22 protein-coding genes and 1 tRNA gene are annotated in these 25,086 nt (G+C 59.0%); 16 read left to right on the plus strand and 7 right to left on the minus strand.

Annotated elements, in window-relative coordinates; translation table 11 throughout:
* The first annotated feature begins 11 nt into the window (after positions 1 to 11).
* Genes ACR0FC_RS18385 through ACR0FC_RS18395 form a run of 3 tightly spaced genes read left to right on the plus strand, consistent with a single transcriptional unit; the run spans position 12 to position 2,523 of the window.
* Positions 12 to 1,139, plus strand: a complete 1,128-nt coding sequence (locus ACR0FC_RS18385; RefSeq protein ID WP_170342812.1) for a cobalamin-independent methionine synthase II family protein — start codon at positions 12 to 14, stop codon at positions 1,137 to 1,139.
* Positions 1,136 to 1,831: an alpha/beta fold hydrolase gene (locus ACR0FC_RS18390; RefSeq protein WP_170342814.1), complete on the plus strand. Its 696-nt coding sequence runs from the start codon at positions 1,136 to 1,138 to the stop codon at positions 1,829 to 1,831. The genes ACR0FC_RS18385 and ACR0FC_RS18390 overlap by 4 nt, the downstream gene beginning before the upstream one ends.
* Positions 1,828 to 2,523 (plus strand): RraA family protein, encoded by a 696-nt coding sequence (locus ACR0FC_RS18395; protein WP_170342816.1) that lies wholly within the window; start codon positions 1,828 to 1,830, stop codon positions 2,521 to 2,523. The genes ACR0FC_RS18390 and ACR0FC_RS18395 overlap by 4 nt, the downstream gene beginning before the upstream one ends.
* Positions 2,524 to 3,322: 799 nt before the next feature.
* Here the strand turns inward: ACR0FC_RS18395 and ACR0FC_RS18400 are convergent.
* Entirely contained in the window at positions 3,323 to 4,366 is a 1,044-nt protein-coding gene (locus tag ACR0FC_RS18400; RefSeq protein ID WP_170342817.1) for an AraC family transcriptional regulator, read from the minus strand.
* A 191-nt stretch (positions 4,367 to 4,557) separates the two neighbouring features.
* Here ACR0FC_RS18400 and ACR0FC_RS18405 point away from each other — a divergent pair, with 191 nt between their 5' ends.
* The 7 genes from ACR0FC_RS18405 (at position 4,558) to ACR0FC_RS18435 (ending at position 12,036) form a co-directional block, all read left to right on the plus strand.
* On the plus strand, positions 4,558 to 6,075 hold the full coding sequence (locus tag ACR0FC_RS18405; RefSeq protein WP_170342819.1) for a metal-dependent hydrolase family protein: 1,518 nt from the start codon (positions 4,558 to 4,560) through the stop codon (positions 6,073 to 6,075).
* A 51-nt stretch (positions 6,076 to 6,126) separates the two neighbouring features.
* Positions 6,127 to 7,512, plus strand: a complete 1,386-nt coding sequence (locus ACR0FC_RS18410) for a metal-dependent hydrolase family protein (RefSeq protein ID WP_170342821.1) — start codon at positions 6,127 to 6,129, stop codon at positions 7,510 to 7,512.
* Positions 7,513 to 7,586: 74 nt separating this feature from the next.
* The gene (locus ACR0FC_RS18415; RefSeq protein ID WP_170342822.1) at positions 7,587 to 9,266 is read left to right on the plus strand and encodes an amidohydrolase family protein; all 1,680 of its coding nucleotides are present in this window, start codon (positions 7,587 to 7,589) and stop codon (positions 9,264 to 9,266) included.
* Positions 9,267 to 9,334: 68 nt separating this feature from the next.
* On the plus strand, positions 9,335 to 9,736 hold the full coding sequence (locus ACR0FC_RS18420) for a hypothetical protein (RefSeq protein ID WP_170342824.1): 402 nt from the start codon (positions 9,335 to 9,337) through the stop codon (positions 9,734 to 9,736).
* Positions 9,737 to 9,814: 78 nt separating this feature from the next.
* The gene (locus ACR0FC_RS18425; RefSeq protein ID WP_170342826.1) at positions 9,815 to 10,180 is read left to right on the plus strand and encodes a DoxX family protein; all 366 of its coding nucleotides are present in this window, start codon (positions 9,815 to 9,817) and stop codon (positions 10,178 to 10,180) included.
* Between the two features lie 41 nt (positions 10,181 to 10,221).
* On the plus strand, positions 10,222 to 11,475 hold the full coding sequence (locus ACR0FC_RS18430; RefSeq protein WP_170342828.1) for a carbohydrate porin: 1,254 nt from the start codon (positions 10,222 to 10,224) through the stop codon (positions 11,473 to 11,475).
* A 285-nt stretch (positions 11,476 to 11,760) separates the two neighbouring features.
* A complete protein-coding gene (locus ACR0FC_RS18435) occupies positions 11,761 to 12,036 on the plus strand; it encodes a hypothetical protein (RefSeq protein WP_170342829.1) in 276 nt (91 codons plus the stop codon).
* Between the two features lie 189 nt (positions 12,037 to 12,225).
* Here ACR0FC_RS18435 and ACR0FC_RS18440 read toward each other — a convergent pair whose 3' ends face one another.
* The 5 genes from ACR0FC_RS18440 to ACR0FC_RS18460 all read right to left on the minus strand — a co-directional run bounded on the left by ACR0FC_RS18440 (position 12,226) and on the right by ACR0FC_RS18460 (position 18,115).
* Positions 12,226 to 13,263 carry an AraC family transcriptional regulator gene (locus ACR0FC_RS18440; protein WP_170342831.1) on the minus strand — a complete coding sequence of 346 codons (1,038 nt, stop codon included), beginning with the start codon at positions 13,261 to 13,263 and terminating at the stop codon, positions 12,226 to 12,228.
* A 712-nt stretch (positions 13,264 to 13,975) separates the two neighbouring features.
* Positions 13,976 to 15,004 (minus strand): hypothetical protein, encoded by a 1,029-nt coding sequence (locus tag ACR0FC_RS18445; protein WP_170342832.1) that lies wholly within the window; start codon positions 15,002 to 15,004, stop codon positions 13,976 to 13,978.
* Positions 15,005 to 15,088: 84 nt separating this feature from the next.
* Positions 15,089 to 15,322: a hypothetical protein gene (locus ACR0FC_RS18450; RefSeq protein ID WP_170342834.1), complete on the minus strand. Its 234-nt coding sequence runs from the start codon at positions 15,320 to 15,322 to the stop codon at positions 15,089 to 15,091.
* The gene (locus tag ACR0FC_RS18455; RefSeq protein ID WP_170342835.1) at positions 15,319 to 15,609 is read right to left on the minus strand and encodes a hypothetical protein; all 291 of its coding nucleotides are present in this window, start codon (positions 15,607 to 15,609) and stop codon (positions 15,319 to 15,321) included. Before ACR0FC_RS18455 ends, ACR0FC_RS18450 begins: the two co-directional genes overlap by 4 nt.
* 118 nt (positions 15,610 to 15,727) lie before the next feature.
* Positions 15,728 to 18,115, minus strand: coding sequence for a zinc-dependent metalloprotease (locus tag ACR0FC_RS18460; RefSeq protein ID WP_170342837.1), 2,388 nt, complete (start codon positions 18,113 to 18,115; stop codon positions 15,728 to 15,730).
* 1,147 nt (positions 18,116 to 19,262) lie between these two features.
* Here ACR0FC_RS18460 and ACR0FC_RS18465 point away from each other — a divergent pair.
* From ACR0FC_RS18465 to ACR0FC_RS18490, 6 genes are all read left to right on the plus strand, one after another.
* On the plus strand, positions 19,263 to 20,096 hold the full coding sequence (locus ACR0FC_RS18465) for a sensor histidine kinase (RefSeq protein WP_170342838.1): 834 nt from the start codon (positions 19,263 to 19,265) through the stop codon (positions 20,094 to 20,096).
* A gap of 198 nt (positions 20,097 to 20,294) precedes the next feature.
* Positions 20,295 to 20,483, plus strand: a complete 189-nt coding sequence (locus ACR0FC_RS18470; RefSeq protein ID WP_254437851.1) for a helix-turn-helix domain-containing protein — start codon at positions 20,295 to 20,297, stop codon at positions 20,481 to 20,483.
* Positions 20,484 to 20,673: 190 nt separating this feature from the next.
* Positions 20,674 to 22,347, plus strand: coding sequence for a site-specific integrase (locus ACR0FC_RS18475; RefSeq protein ID WP_170342841.1), 1,674 nt, complete (start codon positions 20,674 to 20,676; stop codon positions 22,345 to 22,347).
* Positions 22,347 to 22,880, plus strand: coding sequence for a hypothetical protein (locus ACR0FC_RS18480; protein WP_170342843.1), 534 nt, complete (start codon positions 22,347 to 22,349; stop codon positions 22,878 to 22,880). Before ACR0FC_RS18475 ends, ACR0FC_RS18480 begins: the two co-directional genes overlap by 1 nt.
* A gap of 12 nt (positions 22,881 to 22,892) precedes the next feature.
* A complete protein-coding gene (locus ACR0FC_RS18485; protein WP_480656827.1) occupies positions 22,893 to 23,390 on the plus strand; it encodes a tyrosine-type recombinase/integrase in 498 nt (165 codons plus the stop codon).
* Between the two features lie 35 nt (positions 23,391 to 23,425).
* Entirely contained in the window at positions 23,426 to 25,027 is a 1,602-nt protein-coding gene (locus tag ACR0FC_RS18490; protein ID WP_254437852.1) for a recombinase family protein, read from the plus strand.
* Here the strand turns inward: ACR0FC_RS18490 and ACR0FC_RS18495 are convergent.
* Positions 24,984 to 25,060, minus strand: a tRNA-Met gene (locus tag ACR0FC_RS18495). The genes ACR0FC_RS18490 and ACR0FC_RS18495 overlap by 44 nt on opposite strands.
* Positions 25,061 to 25,086 lie beyond the last annotated feature (26 nt).

Consider the following 25,086-nt stretch of genomic DNA (forward strand, 5'->3'; position numbering starts at 1 on the left):
AAGGACCCCGCATGACAACGATACTCACCACCCATGTGGGGTCTCTGCCCCGATCCCAGGAAGTTGTCGACTTCATCTTTGCGCGCGAGCGGAATGAGCCCTATGACGCCGATGCGTTCGACAGTTGCATGACCAAGGCCGTATCTGAAACGGTTCGGCGTCAGGTCGAGGCCGGTGTCGACATCGTCAGCGACGGAGAGACCTCAAAAATCTCGTATGCGACATACGTAAAGGACCGCTACACAGGTTTCTCGGGGGACAGTCCACGGAATGCCCCCGCGGACCTGAGGATGTTTCCCAGCTTTTTGCAACGTCTTGCCAACGAAGGGGGCACACCCCAATACGCCCGGCCGCAATGCACGGGCGACGTTCGCTCCAAAGGCCAGGACGAACTGAACAAGGATATCAGCAACCTCAAGCAGGCAATGGCTGAGAACGGAGTCGAACGTGGCTTCATGAACGCCGCCTCGCCCGGGGTGATTTCTCTGTTTCTGCAGAACGCCCACTACCCCAGCCGTGAGGCCTATTTGGCCGCGCTCGCCGATGCGATGAAGCAGGAATATGAAACGATCGTCGCAGCGGGACTGGATCTTCAGTTGGACTGCCCCGATCTGGCCCTGTCCCGGCACATGCTGTTCGCTGATCTTTCCGATGCCGAATTCATCGCGATCGCCGAGATGCATGTCGAAGCCCTGAACCATGCGCTGCAGAATGTCCCGCAAGACCGGGTCCGAGTGCATATCTGCTGGGGCAACTACGAAGGCCCGCATTGCTGCGACATTGCGATGGATCAGGTGTTCACGACCCTGATGGCGACCAAATCCCGCTATGTTCTGTTCGAAACGTCGAACCCGCGCCACGCCCATGAGTGGACCGTCTTCCGGGATCGCAAGAGCGAAATTCCGGACGACAAGATCCTTGTGCCCGGCGTCGTAGACACGACAACGAATTTCATCGAACACCCCGAGCTGGTGCGGCAACGCATCGAGCGGTTCACCAATATCGTGGGGCCGGATCGGGTCATCGCCGGGAGTGACTGTGGGTTTGGTACATTTGCCGGCTTCGGTGCGGTCGACCCCGACATCGCCTATGCCAAGCTGGCCTCCCTGGCCGAAGGTGCCAGATTGGCATCGGCATGACGCCCCTGGTTCTTCTTCCCGGAATGATGTGCGATGCCCGACTGTTCGGGCCGCAAATCGAAGCCCTGTCCGGACGGGTGCCGTTGATGACCCATCCGCTGAGCGCCCAGGACAGCGTCGAGGCAATGGCTGCCGATGTACTGAGCCATGCACCGCCGGTATTTGCTCTTGCAGGTCTTTCCATGGGCGGGATCGTTGCCATGGAAGTACTGCGCCAGGCGCCAGAACGTGTTGAACGGCTGGCACTCTTGGACACGAACCCGCTGGCCGAAGCAGACGAGGTCAAAACCCGGCGCGGTCCGCAGATGGAGGCCGTGCGTCAAGGTGGATTGCGGCAGGTCATGCGTGACGAGCTAAAGCCGAACTATCTGGCCGATGGCCCTCGGCAAGGCGCAATTCTGGACCTGTGCATGGCCATGGCAACTGATCTGGGCCCCGAGGTCTTTCTTCGCCAGTCCATCGCCCTCATGGGCCGCCCGGATCAAACGGACACCTTGTCCGCTTATCAAGGTCCAAGCCTCGTTCTATGCGGCGAGGATGACAGACTATGCCCGTTGGAGCGGCACGAACTGATGCACAAGCTTCTCGGAAACAGTACGCTGGAGGTCGTAATCGGTGCGGGGCACCTGCCCACCCTCGAGCGACCCCAGGAAACCACAACGGCGTTGTGCCGTTGGTTGGAGGCTCCATGACACCGTCCCTACTTGCCTTGTTGCGCAAGGTCGACACACCCACAGTCTGCAATGCCATCGAGATGGCCCAAGGCAAGCGCGGGTTTGACCAATTCACGCGTGGCACGATGTTCTGTTCGGCCCCATCCGAGGGCGCAATCGTCGGATTTGCCCGCACCGCCAAGATCGCTGCGGTGCAGCCGCCCTCCGAAGCGCCGGAAGTCATCAGGCAGCGGCGAATGGACTACTACAGATATATGGCCGAGGCCCCGGCCCCCTCAGTTGCAGTGGTTGAAGATGTCGATTTCCCCTCCTGCATCGGCGCCTATTGGGGCGAAATCAATACGTCTGTTCACAAGGGGTTCGGAATGGCCGGCGCACTCACCAACGGGGTCATGCGAGACCTTGGTGACATGCCGCAAGGGTTCCCGGTCATCGCCGGATCTATCGGGCCCAGCCATGGTTTCGTTCACGTCCGAGAAATCGACACGCCTGTTTCGATCTTCGGCCTGACGGTCAATCCGTCGGATCTCATCCATGCGGACCGGCATGGTGCTGTTGTTGTCCCTGCCGATCTGATTGATCAGCTCGAACACGCCATTCTGAAATTATTTGAAACCGAACGAATAATTCTGAATGCGGCTTCTGGACCCGGCTTCAACTTCGGGAAATTTGAAGTAGCTTGGGCCGCATTTGAAAAAGCGCGCGTGTAAGAGTGTACTTGGTCTGACCGATCACTGACGTGGCTCGGCAGTCCGTTGGTCTGTCGTAGACTGCGTCTCGGGAGATTCGATCGCGCATTTTGCGCGTGTCTTTCCTTTTGTTTGTCGGCGATGGTTGGGTTGGTGCAAAACGAGCGGTGGAAAACGAGCAAAGCCGCCCTTGGGCGGCTCGTTCGGTGTTTTGTTCGACTGTGTTGGTTGCGGGAGCAGGATTTGGCCTTTGCCGAACTATCGTTGTTTTGCGAAAACTCAAAAAATGCCAAGTGTGTGTCAAAGCTCGATCTTAGAAAAACTGGAGGAAAACATCCTAAAGCCACCTTTCGACAGAGCGGTTATGAGGTCATTGAGCTAGATGAAGCCAGGGCGGCTGTGTCCCGCATGGCGTATATTCTCCAGCGACTTGGCTTTCTAACTGCGGCGACAAGGGAATGGGGGCAAAGGTAGCTCTGAGCCCGAAGCTATACTTGTTCCCACTTCTGCCTTTCGCCGATGCCGTAGACCGCAAGCGGCACATTCCGGACGTTCAGGACCAGGCGGCAAATGGGAGGTGAGCGGGACAAATCCGCCGCTCCCATTGCCGAGAACGATGGAGGCAATCAGCCCAAAGCGGTCATGCTTGATCAGCACGTTGGGCGGCAAGCGGGAGTTCGCTGCGGATAGCATGGAGGTCTCCTTTCCCATCGATTGCTCCCCGCGAAGGGCTCGCCGGTTCATGCATCTCTTCGGCATTACCATTGGCGACCGAGGTTCCAAGAGATTGCGGTAGTCGAGAAGTCGCAGCGGGGTCAGGCTAATCTGCAGGCGCTCCGGCAATTTGGGCCTCTTGTGCCTCCTTATTGCGCCAATCTTTCGGGGATATGCCGAAGTTCCGCGTGAAGGCTCGGGTGAGTGCCGATGTTTCGGACAAGCCGACCAATTGGGCGATCTCCTTGATCGAATGATCAGATGTGGTGAGCAGTTCGGAGGCCTTTTCCATCCGCAGCCGGTTGATCACCTTGGACGCCGTTGTTCCGTAGGAGGACAAGCGCTTGTTCAGCACCTTGGTGGTGATGCTGCACATCCGGGCGGCCTCGCTCACCGTCAGCGCCGGATCGGACAGCCTTGATCGCACGAGAATTTCGAAGCCTTCGAGGTAGTCCAGGGGCACATCGACCTGAACCGGTTCTTCGATATCATTGTCGTGGTTCACGAGGAGTTCGGGGTTGATTGGAAGCGACAGCCAGGCCGCCGGAAAGCGGATGGAGAATCCCCTGTTGTTGCACTTGATGCCCCGCACGCCATGAAACTGCTCCGGCAGCAGGGTCGGATCGCAGAGGCGCAGAACAACCTGGGTTGGATCCCATCGGAAATCGAGAACACGGTGCAGCAGGGAGATCCAGATCCCGACGAGAAAGGCGTCCGAATGGCCCGGCGACACCTCGGGTTCGAAATTGCGACTGGTGGTGAAGTAGGCGTGTTCCTCCTCGATCAGGAGCCGGAAGGACACCGCGTTGCTTTCCTTCGAGACGATCTGGGTGAACCGGGTGAAGAAATCGCCAAGGGTCACCGACTGGCCGAGGAGCGCCCCACGCGGCAGGAACTTCAACAGGTCTGTCTGTTGTCCCGCCAAGGCGCAGATATCCGGCCGGGTGATGTCGGCGATGGAGGCCAGCGCCGCATAGACCGTGTCATGCGGGATGAACTCGGCCGGGTTCAGGACCTGTTCCTCGCTCAATCCATGCAGCCCGAGCGCAAAGGCCGGATCCGCATCGAGCCGCCGCATCATCGCTACGACGGGGCCGAGGACCGTAGCACGTACGAGGTACAAACCGTCCTTTTGTTCTCCTTGCGGCATCCACATCACCCTTTCGCTCTCCGACACGCTACGGGCGCGGGCGCCTGACGGCCAAGCAGAAATTGGCTGAAATTGACCGGATCGGGTCAGAAAAATGCACCACGGGATCAGCGGGTCAAAAGAATCTCGGGGCACATGTGCATAGTGGGAGGATCGGTCCGCAGGAAGACCGACCCCTGGGAGGACACCGAATGACAACACTCAACCTGAAGGCGTTGCTGCCGGCCATGTCAATGGCAATTGCGCTCACGACGCCTGCCATTGCGCAGGATATCCCCAACATTCCCTCGGAGGTCACGCTGTTCAAGAACGTGATGGTCTTCGACGGGGTGAATGACGGCTTGAAAGATGTCGACGTGCTCGTCGTCAAGAACAAGATTCACAAGATTGCAGAGGACATTCCCGAATTCGGCACGTGGGAAGTCGAAGTTCGAACGGGCGGAAGCAAGCGCCTGCCCGATCCTGTTGGCGGTATCGACGGCTATTCTTTCACCATCCAGACCGAACGCGGTATCGAGACCAAAGAGGTCGAGGTCAATGTGATCGACGGCGGCGGACGCACCTTGATGCCGGGACTGATCGACAGCCATGTGCATGTGAATATGTACAAGGATGGCACGATCCCGGGCCTTCAGGACACGACATGGGAGGAGATCGGCGCACGTTCTGCGGCCTTTGCGCAGGAAATGCTGGCGATGGGCTTCACAACCGTGCGCGACATGTGCGGTGCACATGGTGGACTTCGTGCGGTAATCGACGAGGGTTCGCTTCCGGGCCCGCGGATATACTCGTCCGGCGCCTGCCTCAGCCAGACCGGTGGTCATGGCGACTGGGGGATCGCCGGGCAACGCAAGAACGAAAGCAATCTTGAACGGCTGGAGATCACGCGGCTTGTCGACGGCCCTGCCGAGGTGCTCCACGGCGCGCGGCGGAACTTTGCGCTTGGGGCCAACTACCTCAAGATCATGGTCAGTGGTGGTGTGACCTCCATCAAGGACCCGATCTACCAGTCCGCCTTTACAGACGAAGAAATCGCCGCTGCCGTCGAGGTGGCCGGGGACATGGATTCCTATGTCGCCATGCATGTCTTCATGGATAGCGACCTGTCGCGCGCGCTCGATCTCGGGGTCAAAGTGGTGGATCACGGCCTGACCATAACGGAACCGACGATGCAGAAGCTGGTAGAGAAGGAAGCGTTCTTCTCGCCCAACCTGACCGCGTTGGCGCCCGAGGCGCTTGAGCATCCGATGCACCAGGACCCGACCTTCCCGCCGACGGCGAAGTTCCTCTGGTTGCGGAAAAACAGCGAGCAGTTGTTTGATCTGGTGCGGAAGTACAAGCCGAAGATGGTGTTCGATTCCGACTACGTGCTGCTGACCGGTGTGCCGTACCGGCAGTCGATGGACTTCACCAAGGCTTTCATGGCGCGTGAGTTCGGCAACCTCTGGGCCTTGCAGATGATGACCTCGAATGGCGGCGAACTGGCCGCACTGACGGGACGCGGAAACCCCTATCCCGAAGGCAAGCTCGGCGTGATCGAGGAAGGTGCCTATGCCGATATCCTCATCGTTGACGGAAACCCGCTCGAAGACATCACTGCCATCGGCGCTGTCGATACATGGTTCGATGCCGAGCCACGCGGGCAGGACGTGCCGAGCATTCGCGTCATCATGAAGGACGGCAAGTTCTACAAGAACACGTTGAACTGAACTTTCGGCGGGGCGCTGGCCCCGCCGTCAACATTGCGGAAGGGCAAACTTATGAAGCATCTTTTCAAGTCCACATTACTGGCGGGCGTGGTGTCGCTCGCTGCCGGCATGTCCTCTGCGCAGGACGAAGCGCTGCCGCAGACCCTGTTCACCAATGTCCATGTTTTTGACGGCGTGAACGAGGCGCGGATCGAAAACGCCAGCGTTCTGGTCGAAGGCAACCTGATCAAGGAAATTTCGACGGACGGGATCGAAGCGCCCAACGCAACCATGATTGACGGCGGCGGGCGCACGCTCATGCCGGGGATGCATGACCAGCACGTGCATTTGCTGGTGTTCAACCCGCTCAGTGACGGGTTGCGCCAGAACATCACGCCCTTCCATCTTGGTGGCGTTGCAACGATCCGGTCCGAGCGCATCCTGATGAACGGGTTCACGACGGTTCGTGACCTCGGCGGACCGGCAAAGTCCATCGCGCGGATCATCGATACCGGTATGTTCCCCGGCCCGAGGATCTATTCCTCGGAGGCCTTCATCACGCAGACATCGGGCCATGCCGATTTCCGCAAGCTGAACGACCGGCATCCAACCCTGTCGGGGCAAGGCCCATCGCATTGGGTCGACACGGACATGAGCTTCATCGCGGATGGCCCGGAGCAGATCCGCATGGCGGTGCGCGAGAACCTGCGGCGCGGGGCAACCCAGATCAAGGTCATGGTCAGCGGTGGGGTCACGTCCGAGTTCGACCCGCTGCATTCGCTTCAGTACCAGGCGGACGAGATCCAGATGGCGGTCAAGACCGCCGAGCAATGGGGCACCTACGTCACCTGCCACGTGTTCACCGAGCAGGCGATCCGCAACTGTATCGACAACGGTGCAAAGACCGTTGAGCACATCCCGTTCCTGACCAAGGAGGCCGCCGAGATCATGGTCGAAAAGCAGATCATGTTCGCGACGGCGGTAGCCCCGGTCTACTCGGTGACGACCGAACAGGCGGAAGCCTTCTACACGCCAGCCTCGTTCGCCAAATGGAAGAGTGTCCGTGACGCCGCCGCCAACATGATCGAGGTGATCCAGACGACACCGGGCATGATCGACCTCTACACTCTGGGCACCGATCTCATCAACAACTGGGACCAGACGCTTGAGCAGGACAAGAAGATGAACGACGAGTTCAAATACCTGCACGAGGCCAAGTTCAAACCCTTCGACATTCTGCGCATGGCCACATCGAACGGCGCCCGCATGAACCGGCTTACGGGCTTGAACAATCCGTATCAAGACGGCCCGCTCGGCGTGGTCGAGGAAGGCGCTTACGCGGATCTCCTGCTGGTCGATGGCAACCCGCTCGAAGACATCCTTCTTCTGGCCGATCCTGATCCCAACCTGAAGGTCATCATGAAGGACGGCGTGATCTACAAGAACACGCTGGACTGAGGAGAGCGCGGGGCGGTCTCCCTCGTCCGCCCCGCGTTTTTTTGCCCGACGCAATCATCCCGGAAGGACTGACCGTGAAACACCTCACTCTTGCCACTCTCATGGCCCTCTGCAGTTCGATGGCGGTTGCTCAGGAGTGCGACGTCGCGCTTTTCAACGGCCGCGTCATGGACCCGGAAACCAATCTTGATGCCGTGCGCAATGTCTGCGTGACCGGCGACAGGATCACCGCGATCACCGAAGATGCCTTGACGGGCAAGCGCGAGATCGACGTTTCCGGGCATGTAGTCGCGCCGGGATTCATCAACACCCATTCGCATTCCTTTGGCGGCTTCGATCAGAAGATGATGGCCCATGATGGCACGACGACGATCCTCGATACCGAGAGCGGCGTGGCGGATGCCGACCTGTTCTACGACAAGTACGAGGGCAATTCCTTTCTCAACTTCGGTTCCGGGATGGGGCACGAGGAGATCCGGCGTGTCGTGATGGATGGGGTTTCAGTCGAGCTGGCATCCGATCCGACCTACATCCTCAAGTCACGCGGTGCAGCCGAGGAAGAAGACGGACATGCCAGCTGGGCGCTGGATATTCCGACTGCGGATCAGCTCGTCGAAGTCATGACCATGTATGAAAAGGGTCTTCGCGCCGGGGCGATCACCGTCAACACGACGGTGGGATACATGGGATACAACACCTATCCGAAGGAGATTTTCGCGCTTCAGAAAATGGCGAAGAAGTATGACCGCTTCTTTGGCGCCCATACCCGTTTCGGTCCGACCGAGAGCCTGCCGCTCTACTATTCCCTGGGCGCAAACGAGGTGATCGCAAACGCCGTTGCGCTCGACGGGGCCCTGATCCTTTCCCACATCCAGAACCAGGGGTGGGAAGAAATCTACGAGCTTGCGCGCCGCCTGCAAATGCGCGGAATGACCATCTTCGCGGAATACTACCCGGCCATCACCGGCAATCCGAACATCGCGACACCGCAACTGCTGCCGGACAAGATCGAGGCGAACAATATCGTTCCGACCCGCGATATCTTCGATACCAGCACCGGCGAACTCTACGAGTCCGACGAGGAGTTCTTCCGGCAGCAGAAGGAGGATCCGAGCAAGCCGATTTTCATCACAGTCCGCCCCGAAGCAGACCTGGAGCGCTGGATCCACATGAAGGATATTGCGATCGCCAACGACATCGTCGGCTTCACCGTCGATGGCGAACCGCTGCCGATCGAGGCCGATTTCACGGAGTACGGGGGGCACCCGCGCAATGCCGGCACCTATGGCATCGTGTTCCGCGAGGCCCGTGAACAGGGCATCGCGCTGATGGAGATGGTGAACAACGCCTCCTACATTCCCGCGAAGTACTTTTCCAAGGTGGGCCTGAAGGCGATGCAGGAACGCGGCCGGATGCAGGAAGGCATGATCGCGGATATCACGATCTTCGACCCCGACACGATCACCGAAACATCATCGATGAAGAAGGGCATGAACGGCTCCTTCACCAAGGGAATCCCCTACGTTCTGGTGAGCGGGCAGGTCATTATCGACGACGGTGTCGCTAATATCGACCTGCGGCCCGGGCAGCCGATCCGTTACCCGGTCATTGAAGGGGGCGAGATCGATCTGGACCTCGGGGACAAGGAATTCACCTGGCACGCCGACATCGAAACGCCAGAGGATGAGCATTCCGAGTTCCCGCTCCGCCCTGCCGAGCTGGAACACTCCATTCCCGGAGCTCCGGGGCATTGAACCCACAAGAACGGTCAGGGCAGCCATGCTGTACTGACCACAACATCGAAGCAATTCCGGGTGGCAAGATGAACAGGATCCTTCTTTCGACAGCCCTTTGCGTCTCTGCGACAGTTGCAGCGGCGCAGGACACAAAAGACATGCGCACCTTCCTGTTTATCGGCGCATCCAACAGCGCCGCCTCGGAGATGCAGATCGCCAATCCCGGGGACCGCGCGGCCTCGGTGAAGGGTGGGATCGAGGCGCTCGGCGGCGAGCTTTTGAGCTACTATTGGGGGCATGGGAACGGGAAGAACTACATCACCGTCGCCCTGCCGGACGACCCCACCTTCATCCAGGCCTTCTATGTCAGCCGTCTCGGTGACGGGTTGCTGGAGGATTACCAGATGATCGAGTTGATGAGCAGCGCCGACATGGCCGAAGCCCTCGCCCGTGTGCCGGAGATCAAGGCGCAGGACGATCTCAAGTAACCGGACTGCACACTCGGGACGATCCAGAAGGGAACATCAAATGAACTTCAGCCCTGTGTGTGTCGGCGGAGTCGTATTATGCAAATAGTTGCCATTGGCCTGCTGTCCGCCTTCTTTCTCTTCGCCAGTTCGATCAAGATCCTTGGCTGGCAGAAGCTCATCTTCGAAACGCAACTGGCGATGTTCGTCAAATACGGGCTGAACCGTCAGATCATGGCGCTTGTCGGTGGTGTCGAGCTTTTCGGGGCGGTGGCGATCTGGTTTCAAGGCAGCTTGCTCGGGCCGCTCGGGGCCGCTGCCCTTCTGGGCACGTCGCTTGGCGCAATCGGTTGTCATCTGATCTGGGACACTTGGAAAGACGGTGTGCCTGCCATGATCACGGCTACGCTTTCGGCCTTCGTCCTCTGGACGGGCCGGGATGTCGTACTGGCGATACTTGCATGAGCGGGCCGAAGAAGAATCAAGAGCAACAAGAGAGACCTCATATGGGACAGGCAAGGCTTCTCGGTACGGTCATCGTCGCTGGCTTCTGGTTATCAACCGGAGCCTTGGCGCAGGAAAGCCGGCCAACGTCCGCCCTGGAGGCCGCCGCAGCGGTCTCGCTCGGTGGCCCGGCATCCACGCAGGCCCAACTGGAACAAGACCGAGTGCGGCGGTTGCAGGACTCTCGCTGGCCGGGGCTGGATGCGGCATTGGACCCCATGGAGGCATCGCGGCAACGCTTTGCCGAACGCACCGGCTTGAACCTCTCCTTCGACTACCAGGCCTATTACCAGTCCGCGACCGAGAGCCTGACCGATATCGACGAGGCCGCCTTGGGCCAGGCGCGCATTCTGGGCCAGTGGACGCTGCTCAATCGCGGCGGCGAAAATGCCGGGCAATTGGTCTTCACATTGGAGAACCGCCATCTGCTCGGCACGGACATCGCGCCAAGCGGGCTTGCCGGGGAAATCGGCTATGCGGGCGTCACCGCAACGACATTCAGTGACACCGACACGACCCTCTCCGTCGCCTACTGGTCCCAGACGCTCGCTGGCGGGAAGGCCGGTTTCGTGGCCGGCCGGATCGATCCGGGAGACTACTCGGACATCCTCGGCTACGTGAACCCACGCACGACTTTCTCCAATTTCTCGATCCTGTTCAGCCCGGTCCTGCCGATCCCCGATCCCGGCTTCGGCATTGCGGGGGGCGGTTTCCTGACCGACCAGATCTATGCCCTCGGTGTCCTGTCGGATGCAAACGGCTCGCTGACCGATGTCGAGTGGTTTCCCGGTGGCCCCGAGTTCTACAAATACGCCGAGATCGGATGGACGCCCGAACGCTCGAAGCGCTTTCTAACCAACGTTCACCTCGGGGTATTTCACGTCGATGAACGCACCGAGGCAGGCGTGCCGGAGAGCTACGGGGCGATCCTGTCTGCCAACCACACGATCAACGAGGAATTCATGATCTACGGACGCCTCGGCTGGTCGGAGGGTGAGGCGCCGATCGCCCGACGCGCAGCCAACGCTGGACTTCTATGGCGGCCGGGCCTCTATGACGACCTCTTTGGGTTTGGCGCGACCGTTGCGGACCCGGTAGATGAAACGCTCGACACCCAGACCACAATGGAGGCCTTCTATCGGTTGGACCTGTCGGACAATGTCGCCCTGACGGCGGACGTCCAGCACATGATCAACCCGGGCTTCAACGATCAGGACACGACCGTTTTCGGCTTGAGGCTGCGGATCAATCTTTGACCTGAGTAGCGGCGGATAGAATGCCGTCTGGTTGGGAGTGTCGTGCCTGCGCCGGAACGGCCCATGCAGCCATCGCGGCCAAGGAGGCGACCCCTTGGATGATTGGCATTGCGTCAGGCGAAAGTCTTGACGGCAGAACAACCGTCGAATTTGGCTTGTTGCTCTGCAATGTCAGCCATTCCAATGAAGCTGTCGGATGCTCTCAAGCGGGGGCATGGCGGTTCGCTTAGATCTTTCCACAGAAGGCGGCCACGGAGGTCGCCACCGTCAGAAAGGTTGGAACCGATGACAAACACCCTCAAGAACACCGTATTCGCCGCCCTTGCCGCCTCACTCGCCCTCGCTGCCCCGATGGCCGCCAATGCCGGTGACATCGGTGAGAAAGCCCTCAAGGGCGCTGTGGCCGGCGCCGTGCTGACCGAAATCACCGGCGGCGACGCCAAGGACGGCCTGGCCCTCGGCGCAGCCGCCGGTGCGCTCGGTGGCAAGATCGCCGAAGACCGGGATCGTCACGATCGCAAGGACGATCGCAAGAAGGGTGGCAACAAGCACAAGCGCTGATCCCGCAACGAGACAACCGGAACGGTTTACCCCTTCCAACCGACGCTGGAGAGATCCGGCATCTGCTTCAAACCCGTTAGGCCTCATGCCTGCCGGGTTTGTTGCGTCAGGGTGGTTCAGGAAGACGGAGAAACGTGAAAGTGCGGGCCTATGATCCGAGCAGTCCGGCCTCTACTCAGATCGTTCGCCCTATGCCAGGGGCGCTTCTGTTGCTGGCTGCTCCCTGAAGTCGCTGGGGGGCTGTCCGTACCATCTTCGGAATGCCGTGCTGAAGGTACTGGCGTCGCTATATCCGAGAAGATAGGCGATCTCGGTGAGCGGAAGCGTGCTGTTGAGCAGATAGTCCCGGGCCAGAGCCTTTCGCAGATTGGCGACGACCGCTGCGAAGCTCGTGCCCTCGTCGGTCAGTCGGCGGGCCAGCGTTCGGGCGCTCATCCCAAGTTCCGCCGCAATTGCGTCCTGCTGGGCCGTGCCGGCTGCAAGACGCGCCGTGATCTGCCTCTCAACAACCCGGGCCACACTGTTGGGTGTCTGCGGCATCCGAGCCAGCGTGTTCTCGCAAATGACCGAAAGCGTCCGCTGCAAGTTGTCGTCGGCCGTCAACAGCGGCACATCCATATCAGCCGCCTTGAAGGCAATGCTGTTCTCCGCGGCACCAAACAGGACATTGCAGCCAAAGAACCTGTCGAGGGCCTCGGTGCCAGTCAGCCGCTGATGCGCGAACCGAACATGCGTCGGACGGATTTGCCGATTGGAGTAGTCCCGCAGGGCGAAGACCGTGCCAACGGCTCCAAACTCGGCATATTGCCCGGTCGGAATGCTTGCTGGCACATCGTAGTGCCAGGTCAGCCGGGTGGTTTCCGGGCCTTCTTCCATGGCCGTCTTGCTCGCGTCACCGATCACGCGCTGAAAACGGGTGATGTTTCGAAGGTAACCGCCAACGGTAGGTGCCGAAACGCCGACATAGGCGAGCAACCCGGCCTTCCTGACCAGGTCCGGCGACTGTGCCAGGCGGTATCCGACAAGGTCGTCCCTGGTCAAAGCGCTCGCCTTTTCAAACAACCAGGCAGTCTTGTCGAAGGACCAGCGAGCATCCGGGTCTTCGAGTTGAGATCTGGTTATCCCGAACTCCTTTCGGATATCCCGCTCGGAAAGGCCTGTTTTCTTCAACTCACCGACAATGATCTGTCCCCAGATTGCGCTGTGTTTTGGAATCTCGGATTTCATTTCTGGTCCGTAGTCTCGGTGTCTGACGTGTTGCGCCACGTTAAGGCCCGTCTGACCTTCTTGCCAGTTGCCAAAGCCAACGTTCGAACAACGCAACGCCCGTTTCGTTCAATACCCGCAGTGCCTTTCACACACTCGCCACCAAGGTAGGCGCGACGTCGGTCGCGAGTAACTCGAGATCCGTGCGGTGTGACACACCGAGTAGCGGCGCACATCGTCCGGGTTGGGCAGCTTGCTTGTTCGCTGTGGCTTTCGAAGCCGCCATTCTCGGCGCGCTACTTAAAAGTCCGCTCTGGGCCGTCCTCAAACTATGCAATGGTCCCTATCCTGCGCATTGCTGTAATTGGGGGATCGCGCAGCATCGGTCAAAGTGGGCTCTCCTGAAATCTTCGCCGCGCCAAGCGTGAATGGCAGATTACCGGAGCACCTGCCTTTCACCTAGTCAGTCCCGAACAGCTAAGATGCGGACAAACCCGCCGCTCACCAGACTCAACTAGACGTCGGCCAACTGAGCTTTGCCAGCCTTCTCGTATTGTGGCGGCTTCGCAAGTGCAACATAACTCCGCGTGTAGCGAACGACGCAGTGCGGCCGTTAGTCAAAACTCAAAGCGGACGACCGCTAAGGGCACCTTGTTCGGCAAAATGTGCTGGTTACAGGTGGGTTTCATAAACCGTTTTTGCAAGCTGCAGATATTACTGGCGATTGAATCAATTAGCGCTCATGTAGTTGCTCACGCAGCGCAGCAACTGCCGACGGAAGATCGTCCTCGAAACCGGGAATGAACGCCTGCTGGATCGCAGCATTCAACGCGTCGTCGGCAGCTGCCTCGGCTGCGGTGGCCGATCCGGAAAGGGTCTCGAACTCCTCGAAGGCCTCAAGGACCAGAAGCGGCTCTCGCAGGATGCCCTGAACCGTCATGCTGATCGACATGTGTTCGACTTGGTTGTTGTTCTCCGGCGGGCCAACGAATTCAGGTGCAAAGCCGGAAACGCCCCAGATCGATGAGTTGTCCAATGCGGTCCCGGTTTCATATTGCCAGATCGTTCCAACATGGAACCGCGTGGTGAATCCGTGGTTGAACAGCTTGATATGTGTGAGTGGGTTGCGGCGCGAGGACCCCACAATCAATTGCTGCCAGAGGTAGAGCGCCGCCTGCTCCCTTCCGCGAATGTATTCCGAAGTCTCCAGCATGTGCTCCGGCGGAACTATCTCAGTCAGTTTGATTGCTGCCTGGAACAGGTCAAGCGCCGTGTCGAGCGCCGTGTCATCAGTGCCGCCCCCTGACATCTCGGCCAGCTTGAAGGCGTGAAACCGGGTGTAGGCGCCGCCGAGCGCTTCAAGGTATGGTTCGCCCTCTACTGACGCAAGCGCGTCGACAACGCGATAAGCATCCCAACCATCTGCGCGCAACTGGTCGGTATCCACGTCCCAGAAGGTCGATGGAATCTGGCGGCCGAAATCACCGGTTCGAAGAGCGAGCACCCTGAGCCCCGCGGCATATTCCATCAGTTGCTGGGATGAGACCACACCGTCATCGAGGCGGGCGAGATGACCGGAGATAGAAATGTCGCCCAGAAGTGGCTTTTCGCTCAGGCCCGCATCTCGCAACGCCTGTTCCACTTGAACTCGGGTCGCCTCGGCAACAGGCGCCGATCCTGTTTCGGCTTTGGAAACTGCGCTACCTTCCAGCCGTTGCTCCGGAAGCCCGAAGAACAGAAACCGAACCTGTGGAACGGCCAAGACGACGACCGCAAGCGCCAGACAGCACAAGGTCCCAGTCCATACCAGCCATTTCATAGCTCATCCGGCCTCTGTACAACGCGATTATTTCGTAAGCACATCGAAATCGGATGTATCCACATCGGCGACAGCTTCCTGTGCGATCGCATCGTAATCGGTCGCTTTGTTGGTTTCCTCAGCGACCTCCGCTGCAAGCGCAGCCGAGGCCCCGATGGTCGCGGCCGTCCGCACCTCGTCTTCGCTGGCGTCGCAGGCGGCTAGCACACTCAGGCAGATGACAATTGCCGGTGCCAGAGCTCGTCTATTTTGCGATGTCACTTGGTGTAATCCTCGAACCCTTCGACATTGCCGCCGATGACCGTGCAGTTGCCCGCGGCTTGAATTGTCGGCTGGTCCCAGTTGACATTCCAGTTCACGACGATGGTGTCGCCGTTTTCCGAAGCGGGAAACACCGAAATCGCAGCATTGGGCAGATCCGCGAACTCGGGAACTTGCCACAGGTAGTCGTGACAGGTCTTGAGGGCGTTGGTTATCTGCCTGTCAAAGGCTTGGGCAGCATTGGCTGCAACCATCAATGTAAGGCAGGCGCCGATAGTTTTTAGCATTAAAAATGTCCTTTCAAATTTCAGTAGTGATCAGCTTAGCGCGCCATCAGACTTCGTCAAACAGAATGGGTTCTTTCTGGGCCTTCAATCCCTGCGCTGGACCGACGAGCCAGCACCGCTACTGCTCCTCTTCGCCTTGTTTGGAAAGACCCTTACCCAGCATAGCGTTCACACGTTCGAGTTCCGCGCTCGCTATCTCCCCGATGGAGGTTCCTTTCAGTCCGCCAGCTGTGACCATGGCAACCTCCAAGGGGTACTCGGCATCGACCAGTGCGACCAGATCTTCGGCATTGCCATCCTCGGTGGTTAGGTCGGTCAGGATGTCGATATAGGCTATAATTGCACCGTTCTGCGCTGGCGAAACCAGTTCCTTTGACGGCAGATCGCTCAATAGTGTTTCGGTGACCAGCGAGACGTATTCCTGCAGCGACATGGCTGTGTCGCCCAGGAGCCGACGTTGCATGTAAACCATCCTGACGCTCTTCCGGTTCAGAACTTCGTTCATGATCTGCGCCGCTGCGTTTTCGACCGAAGTCAACCCTCCGATCGGCCGAAAACGTCCGAGCAAGTCCGGGTCAGCGAAAGCATTGAGGCCATGGATAGCTTCACCGGTGAGAAACTCTACGGCCCGCCTCTGCTCTTCAGGGTCTACATAGGCGAACGGTCGGTCGTCGCCGGAGGTCTGTGTAACACCGCCGATCAGCTTGCCGACGCTTCCAGCGATACCGACATAGCGATTGAGCGCGTCTCCGTAGGTCTCCTCAAGCACGGCTTGTGGATCGCGCGTGTCCTCTACTGCCAGGGGTAACGCCGCAAGGCTCGCGTGCAGCGCGGCGATCCCCGCGCGCGTAGCCAGGATCCTGTCTGCCCCAATGTTCTCAGTCTGAACACGGGGATCAAACTGAGCAAGATACTCCTCGCCACGTTCGCCTGCTCCCCAAATGAGTTCGGGGCGCTCCTCGGCTTCCGCCGCGATGGAATCAAGCTCCTCTGCGTCGACATCGGAAGAATACCCCCATCGGATGGCGTGCCTATCGTAGGAGCCAATGATAGGAATGAGTTGCGTGACGCCATCATCCGGCTCCGCCACGTAATTGAACCGCCCATAGGCCATAATGGATGACGTGCTGCCGTTCTCCGCAGTAAATAACGGGTCCCTGAGCTGTGCCGTCGACCAGGCCGTCGATGCGCGGTGGTTGTGCCGCAACCCGAGCGTATGGCCCACCTCATGTGACACGACATACCGCAGGATGCGCCCCTGCAATTCCTCCGGCAGCGGCAGTTTGCCCGCGGCGGGATCGGTCCGGTGCATCAGCAAATAGTAGTAGCGGCTGAAAAGGTTCACTACGTCCGGCCAAACCAGAATATGGGCGGAGAGAATTTCGCCGGACCGGGGGTCGTGAATGTTCGGCCCCATCGCGTTCTGCACCGGCTGTGCAACCCAGCGGATCACACTGTGGCGAACATCTTCCGGGGACCAGTCCGGGACTTGATCCCGGCTTGGCGCGTCACGCGCTATGATTGCATTTGTGAACCCCGCAGCCTCGAAGGCGGTCTGCCAGTCCTCCACTGCCTGGCGAATATAGGGACGCCACCGATCAGGGATTTCACGGGATAGATAGAAAACGATCGGTTTAACCGGGTCCGACGGGCGTGGTGCATCCGGGTCGGCGTGTTCCAGGCGGAAGCGAAGGGCAGCGCGGTCGCGTGATTGCACATCGCCGAACTCGCTTTCAAAAACCAGATATTCGGTGAAAAAAAATCCAACCCGGTCGTCATAGGGGCGACGCTCCATCGGGGTTTCCGGCAATACGGCAATCGAATGCGCCGTTTCCACTGAAATCGGCTGTGCCAGCCCGGCCTGATCGGTCGCCTCGAAGGTCAGTTGCGAGCGGACAAAGAGGTTGTCGGGATAAACTGATGCTTCAGCAACGTAGGATCGGTCGGGATCGTTCGGCCCGGGAGCGAGGCCGGTAGATGCCAATTGGGCGGCGACCGAGTAACCGACGATATCGCCCCCGAACACCTCCTGCAAATCCACAAGTACGGCGCCAGTGTCGCTTTCCGCGAGGATCGGGAAATCGACGATGATGGGACCAAGGTTGGCGCGTTCCACAGCGAGGTTCACGGGGCGAAGCTTGTCACGTCCGCCAGTGTAATAGGGATCGCCCGAAACCTTTTCGAACGAGGTCCCTGAAAGGGACCGCACCATGACCCGATCGGGCCGCCGTTCCAACTGGATCAGGCGGGCCCCCAAGGCGTTTCCGCCGAATGCCACTGCGTCGGTGGGATATCCGGAAACTTCGGCGTACCAGATCAGGCTGCGTTCGAACATGTCGCGCGGTATCGCAAGCAACAGATCGCCGTCTTTTTGGTAGAGGTCGAAGACTCCAGATCGAACCTCGGCACCGGCTATACGCTCCTGAAAGCTCGCCGATTGCGCCCTGGCATTGGCGGGCATCAGCGGGACTGCAAGGGCAATGCAAAGTGCGAATGCCAGGCGCATCATGGTTCTCCTTGTCGACGATTTTTCGAGCGCGCTCACGTTTCCAGAGATCGGACGTTCCAGTCTGGTAGTGTTGCAAGTGTCCGACATTCGAAAATGCTAACACTGAAGTATGAATTTGAGAATTCACAATGCCGCCTTAGGCAGTATCCGCGACCAAGCTCCGGAAACCGCCCACCTGAACCGCTTCTGCGTACATGCCCTCAGGGACTTTGCGCTCGCGGCGAAAGTCCGCACGGTCGGCATGGCCGACGCTGGTGCCGCATGCAGCATCGGGGAAATATGGGCTCTTAGCGGTTGTTCTCTGCAGGTTGCCTGAATGGTTGGCTGGTTACTCAAAACAGCCATTGGCTTGGGGTTGTGTGCTAGAGAACCCGCTGTGTACGGTATTCTGCGGAACTCACTGAAAGCGCCTCTTCACCTTGCCTTTTTTCAGGCAATATCCGGCCCCCGCTCCTTCCCCCCGGTCTTGCGGGAGAAGGCCCTTCGCTTTCAGGTTCGTATCCGCGCGATGCCTTTTATCGGAGGCCAGCCGCTTCCCCGCAGGCTTCTCACCTGCCCCGCTCTGACCGCGCTCGGTCTCGGCAGTCCCCGGTCCGACAAGTGTCTGAAGACGACCGTCGTCCGGTGGGTTCCGTAGTCGCGTTTCTGCACCGGGCCAGAAGGAGCCGCGTCGGTGCGGGATGGGGTAGTCCCCGAACCATAGTTCACAATTGGAGGCCGGTCGTGAACGTACCGTGGTCACCGCTTTTTTTTGATCGTTCACCAGGGAAAGCAGCAAGAATAAACCGGGCGCAACGGAGACGGGGAGGCCCATCCCAGCCCGTAACGTCCGATTTTGCGCTCTTGCTGACTAAGTGTATTGATCTGCTTTTTTTGGGGGATCTTTGTGTTTCGCGCGGCCGCAAGTTGTACAAACCTTAGCTGACCCGAAGCGCCGTAGCCCACCAATAGCGCAGGCGGTTCCGGTCAGCGGCTCGACACAGCGGCTACCCAAATTGTTCTCTTCCTGTTCTTTTGTTTGTGTGCAACCTTTGAGGGGGTCGCCTCGTCTCAACCAGCGCTTTCGGAGCAAACGTTACTGCCTTGATGCACGTAAGCTTTTGGATGTGCGACCAGACCCTAGAATGTGCAAACGGAGAAAAACATGAGCGCTAACGCCGACAGCGGCCTGACGGGCAATCGAGACGTTGCAGATACTGAAGGTGACTATTCCGTCTATCCGCACATGGATGGGATCAAAAGCTCGATGTCATGGAAGCTTGGCTGTTACGGAGAACGCGGCGCTCTTTCCGACGACATGATCGGGAGCTTGGCTGAGCAGTTTGACCTGCCAACTAAGCTCGTACGCGAACTCTCTGCGCTTCTTGGGAACTGCCTCAATAGCGACGACGACATCGCAATCAATCTGACTGAGGTCCGACGCTCGCAAGCGATTGAACGAGGTCAAAAGCACCTCAGGCAACTTTTGCGGAAAGCCAAACAGAGTTCCATTGGTCCCCAAGAACTCCGGAACGCATTGGGTTCGCTTTCGACTTATTTCGCGGCGACGCCAGAAGATGGAGAGCTTCTTGACCAAGTCCTCGACAAGCTTGAGACCGCAACGACATTCACTCAGGACGTCATAGATGACCTTCGGCGAATCTGTGCGACGCCCGGCGCGGTTGCAGAGATGTCGCCACGAGACAAGCGGTTCTCGCGCGACAAACGCCGTCGGTACATCGTCGAGAGCTGCTGCTATATCTGGAAAGATGCCGGTCGCCCCCTAACCTATTCGACATATTCAGACGGTCGCCCCGGAGGACAACGGCAAGGTCCACTCGTCAACTTTATACAGGCTGTCGTTAAGATGATCACCGTGCCGGGGCAAAACCTGAGCGGTGAGACGATCCGAGTGGATATTGACGATTTTCGCGACAAGCTTGGGCGCGAAGAGAAGGAGCGTTGGGCCCCGCCGGAATCGGGCAATCAATACACTTAGAATGAGCAAGCCTGCGTTGTCATGGTCATGGCATGACACGCGTTCCTGCCATACCCCCTTCTGACGACCACGCGCGCACGCAGGTTGAGACAGCGATTGACCAATTGGTCCGATTGCTGGCTGCCCAGGCAGTACGGGAACTGGGCCGGGACGCCTCTGACCAAAAGGAGGCGCATCAGGATGCCACGGATCAATGCAATGAAAAAACAAACCCGCCAGCTGCTGACGGTGAAGGACATCGCTGAACTGGACAATTGCTCCGAGAAGACGGTGCGCCGTGCCATTGCAGCAGGCCTGCTCGACGTCATCCGGGTCGGCCCTGGCGGTCGCCTCATCCGCATCGATCCGGCAGCGCATGCTGCCTACCGGCAGGCCCATTTCCGCTAGACCAACGCGTCCATTAATGTCCATTAATGTCAATGTGTTAATAACTATTCGGGAAGAGGCCATCACCGTAAGTTGCGGACTTTCTGTGCTACGCTTTTCCCGAATCGGACCACCTGTCCACACCCGTCCACCCGAGACCTGATCTGTCCAAAGGAACGCAATCCCGATGACTAGCCAGAGCCCCGTTCCATTGACACTTGCCTTCGTCAAAGTCGACACTCCGATGTTTGCCGAAGTCATCGACCAACTGCGCTCCGAGAGGTCTCTGTCGGACGGACGCCGCCGCGACATGATCTCCGGTCTGCGCCGCGTGGCCAAAGTCCTTGGGCTGCCGCCAGAGGATGTGCCCTGCGATAGCCGCTGGTTGCAGCCCCGTCTGTCCAAAGTCACACCGGCAGCACTCGGTCTTGCACCGAAGAGTTGGCAAAACGCGGTCAGTGATGCGCGTGCCGCCCTTGCGCAGTTCGGGCTTGTTGAACGGCGCTTCAACCGGATCGATGATCTGTCTGCCGGCTGGCAAGCGCTCTGGACCGATGTGCTGGCATCCGGCGACAAGACTTTGCAACCCGCTCTCTGCCGCTTCGTGCATTTTTTGAACCGGCAGGGCATTGAGCCCTCCAACGTATGTTCAAATCATGCCACGGCCTATCGAGAAGCGCTTGAACATAACGAGTTCAGCAAATCTCCTGATGTTGCATATCGGGCTGCGGTTAACGGCTGGAACCTGGCGGTCCGACGCATTTCACAATGGCCCAGGATCACCCTGCCTCTGGAAGCGCGCCAGAAGGTCATCACCTTTCCCGCGACAGCATTTTCGACGCCTTTCCAAAGCGAACTTGCAAAACTGATGCATCGTCTTGCAACTCCGGACCCGCTGGCAGATGACGGCCAGAACAAAAGGCTCCGTCCTGCAACCCTGTCTCAATACCAAAGACAGCTTGTTCGGTTCGCCTCCGAACTGGTTCACTCCGGTGTCCCAATCACGGAGATCGGCGGTTTGGATGTCCTGATCGATCCGGTGATGGCTGAACTTGGTTTGCGCCAGATGCTGACACGTACCAACAACCAGACCACAAAGATGATCAGCGAGATTGCCGCGCTGCTCCGCAACCTGGCCCGGATACTTCATGCCCCCGATGACACGCGGGACGCACTGGCCGGGCTTGCCGCGCGTCTGGCGATCAAACCTCAGAATGGCATGACCCCAAAGAACCGAAGCAGGCTGCGCGTGTTGCAGGACGACCGGCACCAGCAGCGGCTGTTGCTCTTGCCTGAACGAATCTTCGCGCGACCACGCGGCACGTCCAAGCCGTATGGCTGGGCTCTGGCCCGCGAAGACGCGCTCGCCATCGCCATTCTGCTGGTCTGCCCGGTTCGCGTAAAGAACCTGGCTGGCATCCACCTCGAACGGCACTTGCGCCGCCCGGGTGATGAGCATGTCTACCTGGTTCTGGAAGACGACGAGACAAAAAATGAGCGTCCTGTCGAGTTCGAGATCCCACGCGATGTCGTGCGCATGATCGACTTGCACCTCAAATCTCGCTGTCCGGAACTCTGCCTCGCGGGAACGCCGTGGTTGTTTCCACGCCGAAAGAGTTGTGGCCCAATCGACCCGAACGCCCTTTCGGCACGCATCTCCAAACGGATCCGCAAGGAAACGGGATTGGAGATGAACGCCCACCTGTTTCGCCATTTTGCGGTGATGAACTGGCTCGACGCCAACCCTGGGGGCTACGAGGTTGCACGCCGGTTGCTTGGGCATTCCGAGGTCAGCCACACCATCAACATGTACTCCGGTCTTGAGGCACGTTCGGCAACACGTGCTTTTGCCGACCTGATCGACGCGAAGAAAGGGCGTCGCTGATGAGCCTTGTTCTGCCTCTGTCTGATTGGCCCGTGCAAGACCGGGATATGTGGCTCAACCTTCAGACAGAAGGTGGCCCGCTTGACGATTGCGGCGCCCTCGCTCATCTGCGCGCAACCTCGTTGAAGACTTTGGAGTTGCGCTATGCCCGTTGGCTGCAATGGCTGATTAACAGCGATACGGAGGCGATCAGACTGCATCCAGCGCGACGCGCCACCCTGCCTCGTTTGTCCGAATGGCTTCAGGACCTCTCACACACCCGGCCGATGACCCGGTTGATGTTCATTGATGGCGTGTTGCGTATCCTATCCGCAGCGGATCCGACGCAGGACTGGTCTGGGCAACGAAAGCTAAAAACGGGATTGAAGCGCGCCGCGGGTCGGGGTGATCGGGATCGCAAAATTGGGCGTGTATTATCCAGCGAGGTACTATTCAAGGCGGGAATGTCTCTGGCGACGGATCATGCAGAAGCAGCACCAACACCGCTTCGCAGAATGATGTATCTGCGGGATGGCACCATGATTGCCATGTAGGCTTTGATGCCGATGCGTCGACGCGCCTTCGCAGGCCTTCAAATTGGCATATCCTTGCATGTCACAGCAGACACCATAACCGTCGCGCTCCCGGGGGATCTGACCAAGTCTGGTCAGCCATGGGAGGCTGATGTTCCCCAGTGCGTTGAGCCGCTCTTGCACCGTTATGTCAACGAAGCCCGTCTTTTCTTAATGGAGCGTGGCCAACAACATCACAATGTCCTGTGGGTTGGCCGGTCTGGCACTCCTTTGAAGAAAGCCGCGCTGAGCCCCCGGATCGCGGAGCAGACCCTGAAGCTGACGGGTCGCCGTATCCCGCCGCATTTCTTCCGGGATGCCGCCGCAACGACGTTGGCGCGCTCTTCTCCGGAACACGCAAAGCTGATCCGGCCAATATTGGCCCATACGAGCTTCGGAACGGCAGAGCATCACTATATCCACGCCCAAACCATTGAAGCAGGCCGGGATTACGCGGCGCTGATCAACCAGAAGAAAAAGGTACGTCGATGACCCGAGTCGCAATCTATGCCCGTTTCTCCAGCCAGATGCAGCGGGACGCTTCGATCGAAGACCAGTTGCGACTGTGTCGTGAACGGGCAGAACGCGAGGGCTGGACCGTTGTAGACGCCTATTCGGATCGGGCGGTCTCTGGCGCGTCCATGTTGCGCCCCGGGCTGCAAGCGCTCTTCAATGCAACCCAGGAAGGACGAGTTGATCTGATCTTGGCGGAGGCGCTGGATCGCTTGAGTCGGGACCAGGCAGACATCGCTGCGATCTTCAAACGCCTGAGCTTTGCAGGAGTCGGCATCGTGACTCTGACCGAAGGCGAGATCAGCGAGTTGCATGTGGGCCTCAAGGGGACCATGAACCAACTGTTCCTCAAAGATCTGGCAGATAAAACCCGGCGGGGATTGCGCGGGCGGGTGGAGCTTGGACGCTCCGGTGGCGGCAACAGTTATGGGTACGACGTCGTCCGGCGTCTCGGGCAGGACGGTCAACCCGTCACGGGCGAACGAGTGATCAACGCAGCGGAAGCCGAGATTGTCCGGCGGGTGTTCCAAGAGTTCACCGACGGGCATTCCCCGAAAGCCATCGCACGCCACCTCAATACCGAAGGCATTCCCGGTCCCCGTGGCAAACTTTGGCGTGACACGGCCATCAGGGGGCACCGCACACGTGGAACGGGTCTTCTCAATAATGAACTTTATATCGGCCGTCTGGTTTGGAACCGGCTGCGCTACATCAAGGACCCAGAGACCGGCAGACGTGTTTCCCGTCTCAACGATCCGTCTAAATGGATCATCGCGCAGGTCCCTGATCTGCGGATCGTCGGAGATGAACTTTGGGAGGCGGTCAAGCAGCGGCAAGGCGAGGTCGAGGCTGATCCCCGCGTCAAAGCCATCAAGGAAACCAAGTTTTGGGAGAAGCGCCGCAAGAAGCACCTTCTGACAGGTCTTGCATTCTGCGGGACCTGCGGAGGGCCACTCGCCACTGTGGGGCGCGACTACCTCGCCTGCTCTGCCGCCCGCAAACTCGGCACTTGTTCCCATAAGCAATCCATTCGCCGCAATGTCCTGGAAGACGCCGTTCTGGATTTGCTTCGTCAGCGACTGATGCAGCCCGATGCCGTGGCTGCATTTGTCAGATCCTTCAGCACAGCCGTCAACGCGGAAGCCGGCGCAATTGAGGCAACCCGGACCCGCCTGCAATCCGAACGGGACAAAGCCGTGCGCAAACTGAATGGGTTTTATGACGCGATTGCGGAAGGCATTCGCACCCCAGGTCTTCAGGCCAGGCTGGAAGAGCTCGAAACGCAGATTGCCGATCTTGAGGCGAAGCTCTCCGACCCCGCACCGTCCCCGGTGCGATTGCACCCGAACCTGTCCGAACTTTATCGCTCCAAGGTCGGAGATCTTGCGCAGGCACTATCGGACCCGTCGATCCGCACCGGGGCGTTGGAGATCATCCGGGGCCTGATCGAACGTGTCACGGTGCAGCATGAGGGTGACGGCGTACAAATTGACTTTGAAGGCGCTTTGACGGCAATGATTGGTCTGGCCCAGAACGACGAAAGCCGCCCTGAGGCGGCTTGTTCGGAAAAAGTGGTTGCGGGAGCAGGATTTGAACCTGCGACCTTCAGGTTATGAGCCTGACGAGCTACCGGGCTGCTCCATCCCGCGACACTTTGGTTTGGTCTGTTGCCTAT

The organism is Ruegeria sp. BB9, from assembly GCF_056539345.1.